Genomic DNA, 16,831 nt, shown 5'->3' on the forward strand with positions numbered 1-16,831 from the left:
ACCGGATGCCCCTGCCGGCCGGACCCGCTGCCCGTTACCCGCTACTCCTCCTGGTAGGAGTGGCGCTGCTCCGTCCAGGGGTCGGCGATGTTGTGGTAGCCGCGCTCTTCCCAGAAGCCGCGCCGGTCGGCCGTCATGTACTCGATCGCGCGCAGCCACTTCGGCCCCTTGTACCCGTAGAGGTGCGGGACGACCAGGCGCAGGGGGAACCCGTGCTCGACGGTGAGCGGCTCGCCGTCGTGGTGGGTGGCCAGCAGGGTCCGCTCGGAGGTGAAGTCTCCGAGGCGGAGGTTGGCGCTGTACCCGTACTCGGCCCAGGCCATGACGTGCGTGACCCGAGGGTCCGGGGGAGCGAGCTCCAGGACCGTCCGGGCGGCGACCCCGAAGAACTCGTGGTCCGTGGAGGTCGTACCCGAGGCGCAGTGCAGGTCGGTCTCGACGGTGATGCCGGGCAGCGCCGAGAACTCGTCGAACGACCAGGCGTACTTGGCCCCCGTGGCGGTGGCGCCGAAGACCTGGAGGGACCAGCGCTCGGGACGGAACCTCGGGACCGGCCCGTAGTGGGAGACGGGCCAGCCCTTGGCGAGGCGCTGGCCCGGAGGCAGGGGTGCGGTTCCCACGAGGTCGTCTCCCGTTCGCCGGCCGGCGGAAATCGGCGGTGAGCGCACCGCCACGGGAAGAGCTTGCCAGCCCCGCCGCCGATTCCGAATCGGACTCCGCATTACCGGGGCCGCCGGCCCGCCGAATCCCGGTGAATGGATAGTCGGGGCGGCGGCTGTGCGTTTTCGGCCCCGGGGGCCGGAAGTCCGTGGTGCGGCCATCGATCGATTTGGCGGTGCGTTCCACTTGTCTCATGATGTGAACAGACATCAGGTTGAGCCCGCGCTCGCCAACTGTGCGCAGCATAGGCATTGTTGACTGATCAACGGATGAGAGTGGTGTGAGTTCCACCACTCCCCGACGCGCGCGCCGTCCGTACCCCACCCATTTCAACTTTCATCTTTCATCTTTCGAGGTAAAGGCAGCATGCCCGTCCAGCAGTTTTCAGACCTCGTGCGTTTCGCCCGCGACCGTTCCCCTTTCTATGCCGAGCTCTACGCGGACCTGCCACCGCACGTGAGCCGGATCACCGACGTTCCCGTCGTGGACCAGGACGCGTTCTGGGCCGCGAACACCCTGCGGGACAACCGCGTCCTGACCGCTCCCCTCGGGGAAGCCGTCGCGTTCAAGACCGGCGGTACGACCGGGACGCCGCGCTTCTCCTGCTACACCCGTGAGGAATGGAGCGAGTTCGTCACCGCCTTCGGCTCCGGCATGGTCGACGCCGGCCTGCGGCCCGGCCACCGGGTCGCCGACCTCTTCTACGCCGGTGAGCTCTACGCCAGTTTCCTGTTCATCCTGGACTCGCTCGCGCACGCACCCGTCGCCAACGTCCGCCTGCCCATAGGCGGCGGCGCACCGATCGAATCGACGCTCACCACGATCGAGGACTTCGCCGCCGACGTGCTCGCCGGAACACCGACCACGCTGTGCCGCCTCGCCGAGCACCTGACCTCCGCCGGCCGCCGACTGCCCGGCGTGGAGTTCCTGTTCTTCGGCGGCGAGGCCCTCTTCGAGGACCAGCGCCGCCTCCTCGCGGCCGCCTTCCCGCAGGCCACGCCCCGTTCGCTCGGTTACGCCAGCGTCGACGGCGGCCTGTTGGGCCGGCCGGTGCCCGGCACGGACGAAGACACGCGCACGCACCGCCCGTTCGCCCCGCACACCCTAGTCGAGATCCTCGACGACACGACCGGCGAGCCGATCCGCGAGCCCGGCCGCCCGGGCCGGGTCGTCGTCACCCAGCTCTACCGCCGCCTCATGCCCGTCATCCGCTATCCCGCCGGAGACCGCGCGGAGTGGACCGACACCGAGGGCGGGGCCTTCCGCATCCTCGGCCGCGCCGAGGAAGGCGTCCGCGTCGGTCCCGTGTCGCTGTACGGGCAGGACGCCACGAACGCGGTGGCCGAGGCCGACACCCGCGGCGCGGTCACCGGGACTCAGCTCGTCGTACGCCGCTGGGAGGGCCGCGACGGCCTCGTACTGCGCCTGGCGACCGCCCCCGGCCAGGACCCGGCCGGCCTGGAGCTCCTCGCCAAGGCGGTCGTCACCGGGCTGAACACCGCCCGGCCGCTCTACCCCGACAGCGTCGAGGCCGGGTTCGTGCACCCGCTCCGCGTCGAATGGGCCCGCCACCGGGACCTGGTGGTCAACCCCCGCACCGGCAAGCTGGTCCGCGTCCTCGACGAGAGGCCGACCTCGTGACGACGACACCGACACCGACACCGACCCCCGCACCGGCCCCCGGCCGCCGGCTGCCCCTCGTCCTGCGCAACCGCGCCTTCGGCACCGTATGGCTCGGCCAAGTGCTGACCCAGGCCGGTGTGCGCATGTTCCAGGTGGGCGTCTCCTGGTGGCTCATCAGCGAGGCCGTATCCGGCGACGGAGGCTTCGCGGCCGGGCTGTTCATGGCCGTCAGCACACTGCCCTCCGTGGCCTTGGCCCCGCTCGTGGCCCGCGCCATCGCCCGCTTCGCCCACGGCTCGCTGCTGCGCACCGCCGCCGCCGGCGCGGGAGCCGCGTCCGCCGCCCTCGCCGTGTGGGCCGGCGCGAGCGAACTCCCGGTCGCCGCCGCCTACGGCGCCGCCCTCGCCCTGGCGACCTGCCAGGCCTTCTTCGACCCCTGCCTGACCACCTCCGTACCCGAGCTCGTCGACGACGCGGACATCGAGGCCGCCACCGGCTTCGAGCTGTCCACCCAGTCCCTGGCGAGCCTCGGCGGAGCCCTGCTCGGCGCCCTGGTCGTGGACGCGGCCGGGGTGGCCGGCCTCGCCGTGGGCTGCGCCGCCGCCTACGGCACGGCAGCCCTGCTCATCGCGGCCGTACGGTTCGGCACCGCCGCCAAGCCCGCCGCCCAGCCCGCCGCCGAGGCCGATGCCGAAGTCGCCGGAGGGGAGGACTCCGGAGGGGAGGACGCGCAGGACGCGCCGCGCCGGACACTGCGCCGGCTGCTCGGCTCCATGCCGTACGTCCGCGGCATCCTGCTCTGCTTCACCGCGGCCAACCTCTTCACCACGGCCGTCTTCGTGGTCATGCCGCTGTACACCGCCTCCGTCCTGCACGCCGACGGCGCCACCGTCGCCCTGCTGGAGGCCTCGCTCGGCGCGGGCACGCTCGTCGGCTCCTTCACCGGCGCCCGGGTGCCCGGCCGGCCCGCCGTGGTCGGTACCGCGTGCCTGGGTGTGATGGCCGCTGCGCTCGCGGTTCCCGGCCTGATCGCCGCACGGCCCGCCATCGCCGGCTCCCTGCTGCTGACCGGCTGGTGCGTCGGCGTGATCGGGGTCCGCTTCGTGGCCCTGTTCCAGCGGCTGGTCCCGGCCGCCGACAAGCCCGCGTTCTTCGCCGTCATGCAGGCCGTCCTCGGCGCGACCTTCCCGCTCGCCTCGCTGCTCTTCGGCTTCCTCGGCGACCACCTCTCCGCCCAGACGCTGTGCCTGATCCAGGCGGCCGGACTCGTGCCCGCCGCCCTCGCCCTGGCCCTCCTGCCCGGCCACTCCCGCCCGGCGGGCGCACCGGAACCGGACGGCGCACCGGAACGGGCCGGTGCACCGGAACGGGCCGGTGCACCGGAACGGGCCGGCGCCCCGGACCCGGTCGGCACGCACGGTCCCGCCGCCACCCCGGAACCCACTCCCGCAGGAGGCGTGCGATGACCGCCGCGATCCAGCAGGCCACCCCGGCCGACATCGCCGATCTCCGCCAGCTCTACTACGCCGTCTACGGACCGCACTACCCCACCGCCCTCGGCACCGACCCCGCCGAGATGTCCCGGCTGATCCAGGACCCGCACACCCTCTGGCTCGTGGCCCGCTGCCCCCGCACCGGCGCCCTCGCCGGATCGGCCGCGGTCCACAGCGAACCCGGCAGCCGCGTCGGCCGCCTCGAAGGCCTCGCCGTCCACCCCGACCAGCGCGGCTCCGGGCTCGCCGGGCAGCTCACCGAGGCCGTCTGCGCCGGCACGCTCGACGCCGGGAAGCTGGACTCGGTGTACGCCACCGTCCGCACCGTCAGCGCCGGCCCCCAGCGCGTCGTGGCCCGCAACGGCTTCCGCCCGCTCGGCATCCTGCCCAACGCCGTGGACCTCAGCAGCCGCGAGAGCCTGGCACTCTACGCGCGTCACTCGCCCGGGGTGCTGGACCGCCGGGTACCCGTCGCCGAGGTCCCCGCCTCCCTGCTGCCGCTCCTGCGCACCGCCGAGGCCGGCCTCGGCATCAGCTACGCGGACGCCCGGCCGACCCCGCCCCTGCCGGTGCCCCCCGGGCCCGCCCCGTGCCGGCTGGAGATGATCGAGGCGCCGGCCTTCGTCCGCCGCCGCTTCAAGGAGCACTTCCCCGACACCGGCCGCTGGTTCTACCCGCTGCACACCCCCAACATCCTGCTCACCCCCGACGACGGCGCCTTCGAGGTGTACGCCTACCTCAACCGCACCGGCGGCTACTGCGCCCTGGTCACCGCCCACCCGGACCCGGCGGCCGCCGCCGGCTGGCTGGAACCGGTCACCCGGACCCTGACCCGCGCCGGAGCGGGCTACGTGGAGGCGCTCGTACCGCTGGAACACCACGCCGCGCTCTCCGCCTTCGCCGCCCAGGGCTTCATCGCCGGGGCCCTGTATCCGGCCATGCGCCGGGACGGGGACGGCTTCCACGACTACGTGGTGATGTCCCGGACCGCCGAACACATCGATTTCCGCGGGCTCGTCGTCGACCCGCCGCTCCGGCCCTTCCTCGATTCCTATGTGTCGGCCTGGGCGTCGACGCATCTGCCCGTACGTGAGGTTGCTTCATGACCCCTTCCACGGCCGACTCCACGGCCCCTTCCGCCGCCCCGTCCACGGCGCCCTCCGCCGCTCCGTCCACGTCCCCCTCGAAACCCCATCTCGGCCCCGTCGACGTCCCCGACGCCGACGCCCTCGGCCGGGTGCAGCAGCTCTGCGACCTGACCGACCCCTACACCAGCGGCCCCGCCGAGGAGGAGCTGTTCGCCGCCGCCATGGCGGAGACCAACGCCTGGCACCGCGAGCGCTCCCCGTTCTTCCGCAGCCTGTACGACGACGGCGCGCGGCCGGACACCCCCTACCGGGCGCCGCTGGTGCACGCGAACTTCTTCAAGCGCCACGAGGTCCTGTCCATACCCGAGGACCGGGTGCACCTCCACCTGACCTCCTCCGGCACCACCGGGCAGAAGTCGCAGATGTTCTTCGACGAGTGGACCATCCGCTCCGCCCAGCGCATGGTCGCCCGCATCTTCGACCACAACGGCTGGATCACCCCCGAACAGCCGGTCAACTACCTGCTCTACAGCTACGAGCCCGCCCGCGACCTCAACCTGGGCACCTCGTTCACCGACAACTACCTGTGCGACTTCGCCCCGGCCCGGCAGGTCGAGTACGCCCTGCGGGGCACCGGCAACGGCCACGAGTTCGACCCCTTCGGCTGCGTCGCCGCGCTGCGCCGCTTCGCAGAGGACGACGTACCCGTACGCATCCTCGGCTTCCCGGCCTTCCTCTGGTTCACGCTGGAGCGGATGCGGGCCATGGGCCTCCCGCCGCTGGAGCTGCCCGAAGGCTCGCTGGTCATTCTCGGCGGCGGCTGGAAAGGCCACACCGACCGGCAGATCGGCAAGCACGAGCTGTACGCCCGCGTCACCGAGCAGCTGGGCATCCCCTCGGAGCGGATCCGGGACACCTTCGGCTCGGTCGAGCACTGCATCCCGTACATCGAGTGCGCGCACCACAACCTCCACGCACCCGTCTGGTCCCGCGTCTTCATCCGTTCGACCCGCACCCTCGAACCCCTCCCGTACGGCGAACGCGGCTACCTGCACCTGGTGTCCCCGTACATCACCTCCGTGCCGGCGCAGAGCGTGCTCATGGGCGACCTCGCCTCGCTCCACCCGGGCGAGGAGTGCGGCTGCGAGCTGACCACCCCCTGGTTCACGATCCACGGCCGCGCCGGCGTCAGCCGCAACCGCAGCTGTGCCGTGGCCGCCGCCGAACTGATGAAGGGAATGTCGTGACCGACACCATCAACCTCAACCACCACTACTGGCAGGGCACCTTCATCGGGGACGAGGAGGCCGCCCGCCGGCTGGCCACCCTGCCCGCTGCCGTCGAGGCCGCGCTCGCCGCGCCGCTGGACACCGAGACCGTCCTGGCCGCCTGCGACGCGCTCTCCCGCGCCCTGCGCAACCCGGGCCACCGGGTACGGGAGCGGCTCGGCCCGCACCTGCCCGAGGGCACGGACGCGGACAGGGAGGAACTCCTCGCCGAACTCGCCGAGTTCCTCGGCCGCCCCTCCCTCACCCGAAAACTCCGCCGGGAGCTGGGCGGCGCCGCGCCGCAGCGGCTGAACCGCCCCGATGCCAAGGAGACGGTCTACGAGGCCTGGGCGCCCGTCGGCCTGGTGGCCCACATAGCCCCCGGCAACGCCGCCACCGTCGCCCCGCTCAGCCTGATCGAGGGACTCCTCGCAGGGAACGTCAACGTCCTCAAGACCAGCAGCGCCGACACCTTCCTCGCCCAGCACCTCCTCGCCGAACTCGCCGCGCAGGACCCGACCGGTGCCCTCGCCGAGCGCATCATCGTGCTCCGCTTCCCCTCCTCCCGGCAGGAGTGGCTGCGCCTGATGTGCGCGCCCGCCGACGCGGTCGCGGTCTGGGGCGGCGAGAGTGCCGTCGAGGGCGTCGCCGCCCATGTCCCGGCCGGGTGCCGCCTGGTGGAGTGGGGGCACAAGATCTCCTTCGCGTACGTCACCGAGGAGGCCTGGGCCGACGAGGCGACGCTGAGCGCCCTGGCCGGTGACGTCTGCCTCTTCGAGCAGCAGGCCTGCTCCAGCCCCCAGGTCGTCTACCTCGACACCGATCCCGGGAACACCGAGGCGCTCCACGCCTTCGCCGGGCGCCTCGCCGCGGCCCTGGCCGCGCAGCCCGCGCCCGCCGCGTCGGACCGCGACCTCGACCCGGCCGAGTACGCCGAACTGACCACCACCGAGCACCTCGCCCGCCTGGAGGAGCACCTCGGCCTGACCCGCGTCCTGGCCGCCCCCGACGGGACCTGGCGGGTGATGGCCGACAGCCGTCCGGCACTCACCGCCTCGCCGCTGCACCGCAGCGTCTGGGTCAAGCCGCTGCCGCGCAAGGACCTCATCACCACGCTGCGCCCGATGCGCCGCTACCTCCAGACGGCCGGGATCGCGGGCAGCCGCACCGACATCGCCGAGCTCTCCGCCCTCGTGCTGGCCGCGGGTGCCACCCGCGTCACCCCCGTCGGGGCCATGACCGCGGGCTACGCCGGTGAGCCGCACGACGGGGTCTACGCCCTCCAGCGCTACAGCCGCCGTGTGGCCGTCCAGGCCGACGCGCGCTTCGCCGCCACCGCCTGCCTCGACGACCTCGCCCGCCCGGCGCACTTCCCGCCGCCCACCGGGCCGCTGCTGGACAAGGCCGCCGTCCAGGACCTCAACCGCGGGGTGGACCGGAGCGACGCCGAGCTGTACTTCCGCAGCGGGGGCAGTACCGGTACGCCCGCCCTGTCGCTGTTCACGTACGAGGACTACGACACGCAGATGCACGCCGCCGCCCGCGGCCTGCTCGCCGCCGGCTACGACCCGGCCCGCGACCGTACGGCCAACCTCTTCTACTGCGGCGGCATGTACGGCGGATTCATCAGCTTCTTCTCCATCCTGGAGCGCCTCGGCGGCGTCCAGATGCCGATGGCCGCCGGTGCCGACCACCGGGCCACGGCGGAGATGATCGCCGCGTACGAGGTGGACACGCTGTTCGGCATGCCCTCCTACCTCTGGCAGCTCCTGCACGAGGAGGCGGACCTGCTGCGCTCGTACGGGGGCCTGCGCAAGATCTACTACGGCGGCGAGCACTTCACCGAGGAGCAGCGCAGGACGCTGGCCGAGACGTTCGGCATCGAGGTCATCCACTCGATCACCTACGGCAGCACGGACCTCGGCCCGCTCGGCTACCAGTGCACGGAGAGCGGCGGGAGCGTCCACCACCTCCACGCCGACCTGCACGCGCTGGAGATCGTCGACGTCGGCGAGGACCGGCCCGTGGCCCCGGGGGAGACCGGCCGCCTCGTCTTCACCACCCGGGCCCGGCGCGGCCAGCACCTCGACCGGTACGTGATCGGCGACCTCGGGCGCGCGCTGCCCGGCCGCTGCCCCTGCGGCAGCCACGCCCCGCGCTTCGAACTGCTGGGCCGGCTGGGCGAGGTGATGCGGGTGGCGACGTACTTCCTCAACTACCGCCGCTTCGTGGCCATCGCCGGGGAGCGGCTCGGCTACGGGGGCGAGCTCCAGGCCGTGCTGACGGCCGGTGCGGCCCGCGAAGGCCTCACCGTACGGCTGGAGAGCGCGCACGCTCCGGATCCGGAACGTGCGCGGGAGGCCTTCCTGGACGGGTACCCGGAGGTGCGGTCGGCGGTGGCGGAGAGGCTGCTCGACTTCACGGTCGAGGTGGTGGACGGGGCCGATCTGGACCGTACGGCGACCAGCGGCAAGCTGCTGGCCGTGGTGGACGGCAGGCGCTAGTCCCGGACCTGGTCCGCAAGAGATCCACAAGGGGTCCGCAAGACACCCCTACCCGCCGGCCGGAGCGGGGGAGACGAAGGCCCCCGCCCGCGCCGCCGCGGCCGCGGCGCGGGCGGCGCGGCGCGGAAGGCCGCGGTCCGGTGCGGTCCGCAGCAACAGGAGCTCGTGGTAGAGCGGGGCCGTCGCGGTGACGAGCACGGCGCGCGGGTCGGTGGCCCCGGGGACCTCACCCCGGGCCACCGCCCGCGTGACGACCGGTGCCGAGCGGGCGTGGCGGTCGTCCCAGAAGCGGCTCAGGGCCCGGGCGGCGTCGTCGAACCGGAAGGACGCCGCGATCAGGACCGTCGTCAGGGTCGGCCCGTCGGCGAGGGCGTCGAACACCTCCTGGTTCAGCGCGGAGAGATCCTCCTCCAGCGAGCCCGTGTCCGGCGGGCCCCAGGAGTCGTCCGCCGCGGAGTCGAGCAGATCGGCGAGCAGCCCGCCCACGTCCCGCCACCTGCGGTAGACGCTCGTGCGGTGTACCCCCGCGCGGGCCGCGACCGCGTCCACGGTGAGGCGGTCGAAGCCGTCCTCGACCAGCAGCTCGCCGACGGCCGCGAGAACCTGCCCGCGGACCCGGGCGCCGCGGCCGCCGGTGCGCCTGCGGACGGCCGGTTCGGGAAGATCGCTTGCGGAGGAAGGAGAGTCCATGCCAGGATCTTAACGCAACCGATGTCGCGTTAAGGAGTGGTTCCGGTGGCGGTGGCGGGCGGGGAGCGCCGAAGAGCACGCCGAACGACTGCTGGGCCTGGGCCTGTTCGACCGGGCCTGCCCGGACGTACGGGGAGCCCCGGCGGCCGCATGACACCCCCGCGTCCACGTCCCGTCGCTCCGCTGAAAGAGGCACCCGTGTCCGTACCTTCTCCGACGCCCGCGCAGTCACCCGCGCCGGACGCGCCCGCCGTGTTCCCCGTCCCGGATCCGGCCTCGGGTCCGTACGCGCTCACCGCGGGCCCCGACGGCGCGCTGTGGTGCACCCTCGTCCACGCGGGCGCCGTCGCCCGCCTGACTCCCGACGGGCGACTCGCCGCGTACGCCCTGGACTCGCCCTCCTGCGGCCCCTCGCTCATCACCGCCGGACCGGACGGCGCGCTCTGGTTCACCCGCACCCGGGACCACCGCATCGGCCGCATCACGACCGGCGGCGAGGCCCGCTCGTACGCCCTTCCCGGCGACGGCCCCGGTCCGTACGGAATCGCCGCGGGCCCGGACGGCGCCCTCTGGTTCACACAGCTGCACGCCGACCGGATCGGCCGGATCGCCACGGACGGCGAGATCCGGGAGTTCCCGCTGCCCGTGGCCGGGGCGTTCCCCGGCATGATCGCGGCGGGGCCGGACGGCGCGCTGTGGTTCACCCTCAACCAGGCGAACGCGGTGGGGCGGATCACCACGGCGGGAAAGGTCACCGTGCATCCGCTGCCCACCGAGCGGGCCGCCCCCGTGGGGATCTGCGCGGGCGGCGACGGGGCGCTGTGGTTCACCGAGATCGGGGCCGGGCGCATCGGCCGGATCACCCCGCTCGGTGAGATCACGGAGTTCCCGCTCGCCGACGCGGCCTGCCGCCCCCACGCGATCACGGCCGGCCCGGACGGATGCCTCTGGTTCACCGAGTGGGGCTCGGGCCGGATCGGCCGCATCACCCCGGCGGGCCTGGTCCGTTCGTACCCGCTCGACCCGCCCGGGAGCGAGCCCCACGGCCTGGCCTTCGGCCCGGACGGCGCCCTGTACGTGGCGCTGGAGCACGGCGCGATCACGCGTGTACCGGGCGGATCTTAGACGGAGGACGGGAGGTTTTCCGTCAGATCTCCCGTTCCCCTCATCTTTGCGCGCACGCTCAGTAGCGTCGGCCTCACAAGTGGTCCGGTGTGCCGCGCGAGCGGACTCCGGCCGTGAACGCGTAGATGAGGGAGTGGGCGCCGATGGCGAATGTGGAAGTCTCGTTGAAGGAGACGATGACCTCGATCGAGGGGACCCTGGGGGTCGCCCTCGTCGACTACGGCAGTGGAATGGCGCTGGGAACGCTCGGCGGCGGCAAGGACCTCGACCTCGCGGTCGCCGCGGCGGGAAACACGGACGTGATCCGGGCCAAGGTCCGCACCATGGAAATGCTGGGTCTGAACGACGACATCGAGGACCTGCTGATCACGCTCGGGAATCAATACCACCTGATTCGGCTGCTGCGGGGGAGGGGAACCGACGGGCTGTTCCTGTACGTGGTGCTGAACAAGGCGAACTCCAACCTGGCCATGGCCCGGCACCAGCTCAAGCGCATCGAATCCGCGCTGGAGCTCTAGGGAGCGTCCGCCGGCCCGGGCCCACGCATGCCGATGAATTGAAGAACTCTTCAATCCGGCACATCCGAAATTGGTCAACCAGGGGCGTGCGTGGGCCCATCGGGCGGAATGATGGAGCCGAAAGTGCGGGTCCGAGTGACGGCGGGAGCGTTCGTGGGCATGCAGGTACCCCTGTACCAGGCGAAAGCCGAGTTCTTCCGCATGCTGGGACACCCCGTCCGGATCCGCGTTCTGGAGCTCCTCCAGGACGGCCCGATGCCCGTACGCGATCTCCTCGCCGAGATCGACATCGAGCCGTCCAACCTGTCCCAGCAACTGGCGGTCCTGCGCCGCTCCGGCATCGTCGTTTCCACGCGGGACGGCGCGACCGTCACCTACGCCCTCGCCGGGGGCGACGTGGCCGAGCTCCTGCGCGCGGCCCGCCGCATCCTGACCGAACTCCTGGCGGGTCAGAGCGAACTCCTGGCCGAACTGCGCCAAGTGGACCCGCGTCCCCAGTCCGGGGCCGGGGCCGGGGCCGGGGCGCCGGGAGAACCGGGGGCGCGGACGGGCCACGAGGCCGGGATACCGGGTCGGCGCCCGGTCGGTGGCTAGCCTGGGACGCATGGATTCCTCCCCCGCGTCCCGCCCCGCCCACTACACCGTCCTCCTGCGCCCGGGCCTCGCCGAGCCGGGTGATTCCGCCCGGCGGGGCGTGCTGCGCACCGCCCTGGTGGAGACCACCGGTGAATTCGGGGCCTCCGGCTATCCGCGGTACGCGGGCGAGGGAGTACAAGCCGACATCGACCCCGAGACGCGCACCGTCGAGGCGGTGACGGTCGACGGCGAGGAGCTCCCCTACGGCTGGGTGGCCCAGCTCGCCGAGGAGTAGAGGAGCAGCCGAGGACCAGCCGGGTACCGGTCACCGTCCTTCGGATCACGGCGTTGTGATGGCTTCCACCCATGTTCGGGGGTGTTGCGCCGAGCGGCGCACGTGCGGGCGGCCCGTGGTGCTGGTGGAATGGCTTCTTCGGCTGCCACGGGCCGGGGAGGTGTCTTGTCCGAGCACGACCGGAGGTCCGCCGGGCCACCGGGGGAGAACGAGTACGAGGCGCTGCGCGCGCGGCTGCGCGCGATGGAGGCCGCGGCCGAGCAGATCGGGACGAGGCTCGACGAGAACGCCACCTGCGAGGAGCTCGCCGGCTTCCTGTTCCGCAACCTGTGCGACGCCGTCGCGGTGGACCTGCGGTCCGAGGACGGCGGGCTGAACCGGGTCGCCGTGGCCGGATCGATCGGATTGCTGACCGCGCAGGCCGACGAGTCGCCGTCCGTGCGCGCCATCGACGGCGGGCACCCCCTCTCCGAATGGGCGGTGGTCTCCGGCGGCACCCGGGCGCACCTCGTATCGGTTCCGCTGCTGGCCCGCGACCGGGTCTACGGCGCGGTACTCGCGGTACGGGCCGACGGCGGCTTCAGCGACCACGAGGCGGCGACGGTCCACTTCACGGCCCGGCTGGCGGCGGTGCACCTCGGCCACGCCCGGGAACTGGCCGCCACCCAGGACACGGCCCTGAACCTGCAACGGGCGCTGGTGTCGGAGCCGGGACGGCCGCACCCCAATCTGGAGATGGCCAGCCGCTACCTGCCGGTCGGCACCCGGGCGCTGGTGGGCGGGGACTGGTTCGAGACGGTCCGCCTCCACTTCGGCCGCACGCTGCTGGTGGTCGGGGACGTCATGGGCCACGGGCTCGACGCCGCCGTCGACATGAACGCCTACCGCTCCACGCTGCGCGACGTGGCCTCCACGGACCTCGCCCCGCACCGCGTCCTGCGCCAGCTGGACGCGCTCGTGGCCGAGGACCCGGCCCGGCGGCCGGCCACCTGTCTGCTCGTACGGGTCGACCCCGCGCGCGGGGTCGCGGACTTCGCCAGCGCCGGACACCTGCCGCCGGCGATCTTCGGGGAGGACAGCACGGCGGTCCTGGTCGACGTCCCGGTGGGGCCGCCGCTGGGCACCGGCGTGGGCGGCTACGAGGGCGTGACGCGGCGGATCACCACCGAGGAGACCCTGGTGATGTTCACCGACGGGCTGGTGGAGCGGCGCGGCGAGGACATCGACGTCTCGCTGGCCCGGCTGGCCGGGCTGCGGCTGCCGGTGGGGGAGACGGTGGAGGAGATGGTGGACGCGGTGGTGGCGGCCCTGGACGCCCGGCACGCCGAGGACGACGTCGCCGTACTCGCCGCCCGCATCCGCCCCCGCAGGCCGTAGGGTTCCCGCATGGCGCTGGAGTGGGAACAGACGATCGTGGAGGCCGCGGACCCGGCCGCGCTGGGCCGCTGGTGGGCGCAGGCGCTCGGTTGGGTGGTCGTGGACGACTCGCCGGAGGAGTACGAGATCCGCCCCGCGGCCGACCGGATGCCCGGGCTGCTCTTCGTACGGGCGGCGGAGCCGAAACGGGCCAAGAGCCCCCTGCACCTGGACTTCCGCCCGGACGACCAGGCGGCGGAGGTCGCCCGTCTCCTCGAACACGGCGCCCGCCGGGCCGACATCGGCCAGGGCGAGGACGTCACCTGGGTCGTCCTGGCCGATCCGGAGGGCAACGAGTTCTGCGTCCTCTCCTCCCCCTGAGGGCGGGGGCCGCGGCGGGGCGGCGGGCCCGCCCCGAGAAGGCCCGCTCGGCTACAGGCGGTCCAGCGGGACGGCCGCGTAGGACTCCCGCAGTGCGCCGATCACCGGGTCGTCGGAGCGGAACGCGACGTCGTCGACCGCGGACAGGGCCCGTACGCCGAACCCCGTGCTCGTCGCGAACGCCGCCCGCATCGAGCGCAGCCGGACGTCCGTCACCGCAGCCGTGACCTGCCCGCCGCCGGCGGCCCGCAGCAGCCGCATCGTCGTCCCCGGCAGGACCTCGGCCTCCGGCCAGACGACGGTCCCGGCCTCGTCGACGAAGCCGGCATTCCACGTGCAGCCCTCGGAGACCAACCCGTCCGCGCCGGTGAACAGCACGTCGTCGAACCCGGCGAGCCGCGCCGCCCGCCGCAGTCGGAGCTGCCCGAACAGCGCCACGTGCTTCACCGCCGGCGCGTCGCGGTGGAAGGCGCGCCGCTGTACGCGCAGCCCCGGCAGCGGCCGGTCCGCGGAGCCGGCCGCCGGCCGGGTCGTCACCAGCACGCCCGGCCGCCCCGGCCGGTCGGGGGCCGTCAGATCCAGCTCGGGGTCGAAGACCGTGACGCGCACCATGAACGCCCCGGCCCGCCCGCTCCCGGCCTCCCGGCGTACGCACTCCCGCACCCACTCGGGGTCCAGCTCCGCCCCGAACACCGCACGGCAGTCCGCCACCAGCCGGGCGAGGTGCAGACCCAGCCCCCGTACCCCGCCGTCCTCCACCCTCATGGTGGTGAAATGCCCGTAGTTGGTCAGTGCGAGGGCCTGCAGGGCAGCGGCGGAGGCGGGGGAGCCGTTCAGGGAAGCCATACCCGCAGTCTGCCCGCCGCCGGAGGGGTCCGCCGTCGTCAGGACCGCGTGAAGAGAGTCAGGACCGCGTGAAGAGCGGGGTGGCGGCCGGCGCGTGGACGGCGGTTGCCCTACGGGGCCGGCGGCGCGGAGACCGCCATGCGGCCGACGGGAGGGATCGCGGGGCCGGGCGGCAGGAGTTCGATGGTCACCAGTGCCACGACGGCGGAGAGGATCGCCACCGGGATCATCTCGGTGCTGCCCAGCACGAGCACCACGAGCACCACGCTGCTGACCGGCAGCCGCAGCGCGCTCACGGTGGCGGCGGCCATGCCGGCCGCCAGTCCGGCGCCGACACCGAACCCGGGCAGCGGCGAGCAGAGGACGCCTGCCGCGGCGCCGAGGAACAGCGACGGGAAGATGGGGCCACCGCGCAGACTGCCCAGGCACAAGGAGAAGGCGGCGCCCTTGCAGAGGAGCACGGCGATCAGCGTGCCCACGGCCCACGCGTGCGGGTCACCGGCCAGCTGGGCCATCGTGGCCTGGCCGGAGGAGGCCACGTCAGCGGGGGAGCGGCCGGTGCCCAGGGAATAGGCGGCGGCACAGACGCCCGCCGCGAGCGCGCAGACCGCGGTGACGATCAGCGGCCGTTTGGCGACCCGGACGGCGGTCAGCCGTCCGCCGAACTGGATCAGGTGGATGCCGCCCGCGAGGGCCGCGGCGATGAGGATCGACCAGACCACGTCACCGACGTCCAAGCGGGGGAAGTGCGTGCCCGGGGACTTCAGCGACAGGCCGCCGGTCTTCAGCCCGGTCCAGTGGCCGAACCCGGTGAACACGAGCGAGCCGATGCCGCTGGAGAGCAGCGCGGGCAGCATGACGGCGAACAGCTGGGGCCCGCCCACGCCCACGACCTCCATGAGCAGCACCCCGCCGATCAGCGGATTGCCGAAGATGGTGGCGATCGCCGCGGCGGAACCGGCCGCGCCCAGCAGCGCGGTGCTCATCGGCGTCTCCGGTGTTCCGGTGAGGTGCCGCAGCGCGATCGCGAGTCCGCCGCCGAGCGCGATGAGCGGGGCCTCGGGACCGAGCGTGGCGCCGAGCGGCAGGCTGAACACGGCCGCGAGGATCACTCCGGGCAGGGCCGCGGCTCCGGGACCGCCCGCGTGCAGGCCGGTGGCGGGGATGTGCCCGCCGGCCCCCGGGAACCGGGTGACGATCTGACCGACGCAGACACCCGATACGAGCAGCAGCGGCAGCGGCCACCACCAGGGCGGACCGTCGTGGCCGAGGGCGTGCGGGAGGTCCACCCAGACCAGACTCTCCAGTTTCTGGATCCCGGCGAGGAACCAGAACGCGGCCAGCGAGACGGGGATGCCGATGAGACCGCAGAACACCAGCGTCTTGCGGTATCCGGGAGTGCGGATCAGCTCGCCGAGCCTCTGGGCTTCCGCGGGCCGCGGGGGCTCCTGCGGCCCCGTACCCGCACCCGCACCCGTTCCCGGATCCGGACTCGGCTGAGTCGGCTGCGTCATGGGGCCGTTCCCTCCCGTCCCCCGTCCCTCACCGGAGAGTCCGGTACGGGGTGTTCCGTACCATCAGCCGAGGAGCCGGCGCTTCTGCTCGGCGAATTCCTCCTCGGTCAGGACACCCTGTTCCTTCAGGGTGCTGAGCTGCTTGAGCTGGTCGATCTTGGCGGTCATGTCGTCGGCGGCAGGTGCCGCGGCAGGGGGAGGGGGCGGCGGAGGGGGCGGCGCGGCCTCGGCCTGCGGTGCCTCCTGCTGCGCCCAGCGGCCCGCCTGCCGCCTGGACACCCGGTTGGACACGGCGGTTGCGGTGCCGGCGATGACGGCCGTACGGGCGACTCCGCGAAGAAGTCCGGGCATGGTGCTCATCTCCAGGGGTGCGGTGAAGCAGGGCTGCGGCCACGTCCTCATGCGTCGTCGGGCCGTACCTCCATGGCCTCCAGCGAGGCGAGCAGCGCCTGCACGGGAATCCGGCCGGCGGCCACGAGCTGTGCGCCGCCGCGGCGCAGTTCGCGGGCGAACGGCGCCGCCCACGTGTTCTCGTACACGATGATCCCCGCCGAGTTCCCCGGTTCCAGCGCGACGCCGGCGTCGTCGATGTCGCTCTGGTCCAGCAGGCCGGACGAGGCTCCTTCGAAGACCGAAAGGTCGACCTCGTCACCGAAGTCGGTCAGCTCCACCGCCGTCACCGAGCCGTCCAGGTCCTTGCGGACGAAGACCAGGTCGAAGATGCGGATGATGCCGCGATCGACGAGATCGACGAGCATGGGGAGTCCGTTGCCGGTCATCCGGTTGCCCGGGAACTCGATCACGACGTAGTCCACCGGACCCATGTCGTCGATGTCGCCGATGTCGCCGAGCCCGCCTGATTCCTCGACCTCGCTGCTCATGGCTGCTCCTGTC

General features: G+C 73.1%; 17 protein-coding genes. 11 read left to right on the forward strand and 6 right to left on the reverse strand.

What is annotated here, in order from left to right; all coding sequences use genetic code 11:
• Positions 1-41: 41 nt before the first annotated feature.
• The gene (locus ACFYXV_RS11615; RefSeq protein ID WP_385473492.1) at positions 42-620 is read right to left on the reverse strand and encodes a molybdopterin-dependent oxidoreductase; all 579 of its coding nucleotides are present in this window, start codon (positions 618-620) and stop codon (positions 42-44) included.
• A 406-nt stretch (positions 621-1,026) separates the two neighbouring features.
• Here ACFYXV_RS11615 and ACFYXV_RS11620 point away from each other — a divergent pair, with 406 nt between their 5' ends.
• From ACFYXV_RS11620 to ACFYXV_RS11640, 5 genes are read left to right on the forward strand one after another with little or no spacing between them, the layout of a single operon-like run.
• Positions 1,027-2,301, forward strand: a complete 1,275-nt coding sequence (locus ACFYXV_RS11620) for a phenylacetate--CoA ligase family protein (protein ID WP_385473489.1) — start codon at positions 1,027-1,029, stop codon at positions 2,299-2,301.
• Positions 2,298-3,749: an MFS transporter gene (locus tag ACFYXV_RS11625; RefSeq protein ID WP_389382746.1), complete on the forward strand. Its 1,452-nt coding sequence runs from the start codon at positions 2,298-2,300 to the stop codon at positions 3,747-3,749. The genes ACFYXV_RS11620 and ACFYXV_RS11625 overlap by 4 nt, the downstream gene beginning before the upstream one ends.
• Positions 3,746-4,882 carry a GNAT family N-acetyltransferase gene (locus ACFYXV_RS11630; RefSeq protein ID WP_385473479.1) on the forward strand — a complete coding sequence of 379 codons (1,137 nt, stop codon included), beginning with the start codon at positions 3,746-3,748 and terminating at the stop codon, positions 4,880-4,882. Before ACFYXV_RS11625 ends, ACFYXV_RS11630 begins: the two co-directional genes overlap by 4 nt.
• Positions 4,879-6,111 carry an acyl-protein synthase gene (locus ACFYXV_RS11635; RefSeq protein ID WP_389382747.1) on the forward strand — a complete coding sequence of 411 codons (1,233 nt, stop codon included), beginning with the start codon at positions 4,879-4,881 and terminating at the stop codon, positions 6,109-6,111. Before ACFYXV_RS11630 ends, ACFYXV_RS11635 begins: the two co-directional genes overlap by 4 nt.
• Entirely contained in the window at positions 6,108-8,636 is a 2,529-nt protein-coding gene (locus ACFYXV_RS11640) for an acyl-CoA reductase (protein ID WP_389382748.1), read from the forward strand. The genes ACFYXV_RS11635 and ACFYXV_RS11640 overlap by 4 nt, the downstream gene beginning before the upstream one ends.
• A gap of 48 nt (positions 8,637-8,684) precedes the next feature.
• Here the strand turns inward: ACFYXV_RS11640 and ACFYXV_RS11645 are convergent, their stop codons facing one another.
• Positions 8,685-9,326, reverse strand: a complete 642-nt coding sequence (locus ACFYXV_RS11645) for a TetR/AcrR family transcriptional regulator (RefSeq protein ID WP_389382749.1) — start codon at positions 9,324-9,326, stop codon at positions 8,685-8,687.
• 198 nt (positions 9,327-9,524) lie between these two features.
• Between ACFYXV_RS11645 and ACFYXV_RS11650 the strand changes: the two genes are divergently transcribed.
• The 6 genes from ACFYXV_RS11650 (at position 9,525) to ACFYXV_RS11675 (ending at position 13,577) form a co-directional block, all read left to right on the forward strand.
• Positions 9,525-10,451: a virginiamycin B lyase gene (locus tag ACFYXV_RS11650; RefSeq protein ID WP_385473467.1), complete on the forward strand. Its 927-nt coding sequence runs from the start codon at positions 9,525-9,527 to the stop codon at positions 10,449-10,451.
• A gap of 143 nt (positions 10,452-10,594) precedes the next feature.
• Complete coding sequence (locus ACFYXV_RS11655; RefSeq protein WP_383346583.1) at positions 10,595-10,969, forward strand: hypothetical protein; 375 nt, start codon at positions 10,595-10,597, stop codon at positions 10,967-10,969.
• 159 nt (positions 10,970-11,128) lie between these two features.
• Positions 11,129-11,563: an ArsR/SmtB family transcription factor gene (locus tag ACFYXV_RS11660; RefSeq protein WP_389382750.1), complete on the forward strand. Its 435-nt coding sequence runs from the start codon at positions 11,129-11,131 to the stop codon at positions 11,561-11,563.
• 10 nt (positions 11,564-11,573) lie between these two features.
• Positions 11,574-11,840 carry a hypothetical protein gene (locus tag ACFYXV_RS11665; protein ID WP_385473460.1) on the forward strand — a complete coding sequence of 89 codons (267 nt, stop codon included), beginning with the start codon at positions 11,574-11,576 and terminating at the stop codon, positions 11,838-11,840.
• A gap of 165 nt (positions 11,841-12,005) precedes the next feature.
• Positions 12,006-13,217 (forward strand): PP2C family protein-serine/threonine phosphatase, encoded by a 1,212-nt coding sequence (locus ACFYXV_RS11670; RefSeq protein ID WP_389382751.1) that lies wholly within the window; start codon positions 12,006-12,008, stop codon positions 13,215-13,217.
• A 9-nt stretch (positions 13,218-13,226) separates the two neighbouring features.
• The gene (locus tag ACFYXV_RS11675; RefSeq protein ID WP_389382752.1) at positions 13,227-13,577 is read left to right on the forward strand and encodes a VOC family protein; all 351 of its coding nucleotides are present in this window, start codon (positions 13,227-13,229) and stop codon (positions 13,575-13,577) included.
• Between the two features lie 51 nt (positions 13,578-13,628).
• Here the strand turns inward: ACFYXV_RS11675 and ACFYXV_RS11680 are convergent, their stop codons facing one another.
• The 4 genes from ACFYXV_RS11680 to ACFYXV_RS11695 form a co-directional block, all read right to left on the reverse strand.
• Positions 13,629-14,423, reverse strand: a complete 795-nt coding sequence (locus ACFYXV_RS11680; RefSeq protein ID WP_389382753.1) for an aminotransferase class IV — start codon at positions 14,421-14,423, stop codon at positions 13,629-13,631.
• Between the two features lie 110 nt (positions 14,424-14,533).
• The gene (locus ACFYXV_RS11685) at positions 14,534-15,937 is read right to left on the reverse strand and encodes a chloride channel protein (protein ID WP_389382754.1); all 1,404 of its coding nucleotides are present in this window, start codon (positions 15,935-15,937) and stop codon (positions 14,534-14,536) included.
• A gap of 63 nt (positions 15,938-16,000) precedes the next feature.
• Positions 16,001-16,288, reverse strand: coding sequence for an SHOCT domain-containing protein (locus tag ACFYXV_RS11690; RefSeq protein WP_385473446.1), 288 nt, complete (start codon positions 16,286-16,288; stop codon positions 16,001-16,003).
• 47 nt (positions 16,289-16,335) lie between these two features.
• On the reverse strand, positions 16,336-16,818 hold the full coding sequence (locus ACFYXV_RS11695) for a DUF6325 family protein (protein WP_383346559.1): 483 nt from the start codon (positions 16,816-16,818) through the stop codon (positions 16,336-16,338).
• Between the last annotated feature and the right edge of the window lie 13 nt (positions 16,819-16,831).

Origin of the sequence: Streptomyces sp. NPDC002181 (genome assembly GCF_042890485.1) — a bacterium.
GTDB lineage: Bacteria > Actinomycetota > Actinomycetes > Streptomycetales > Streptomycetaceae > Streptomyces.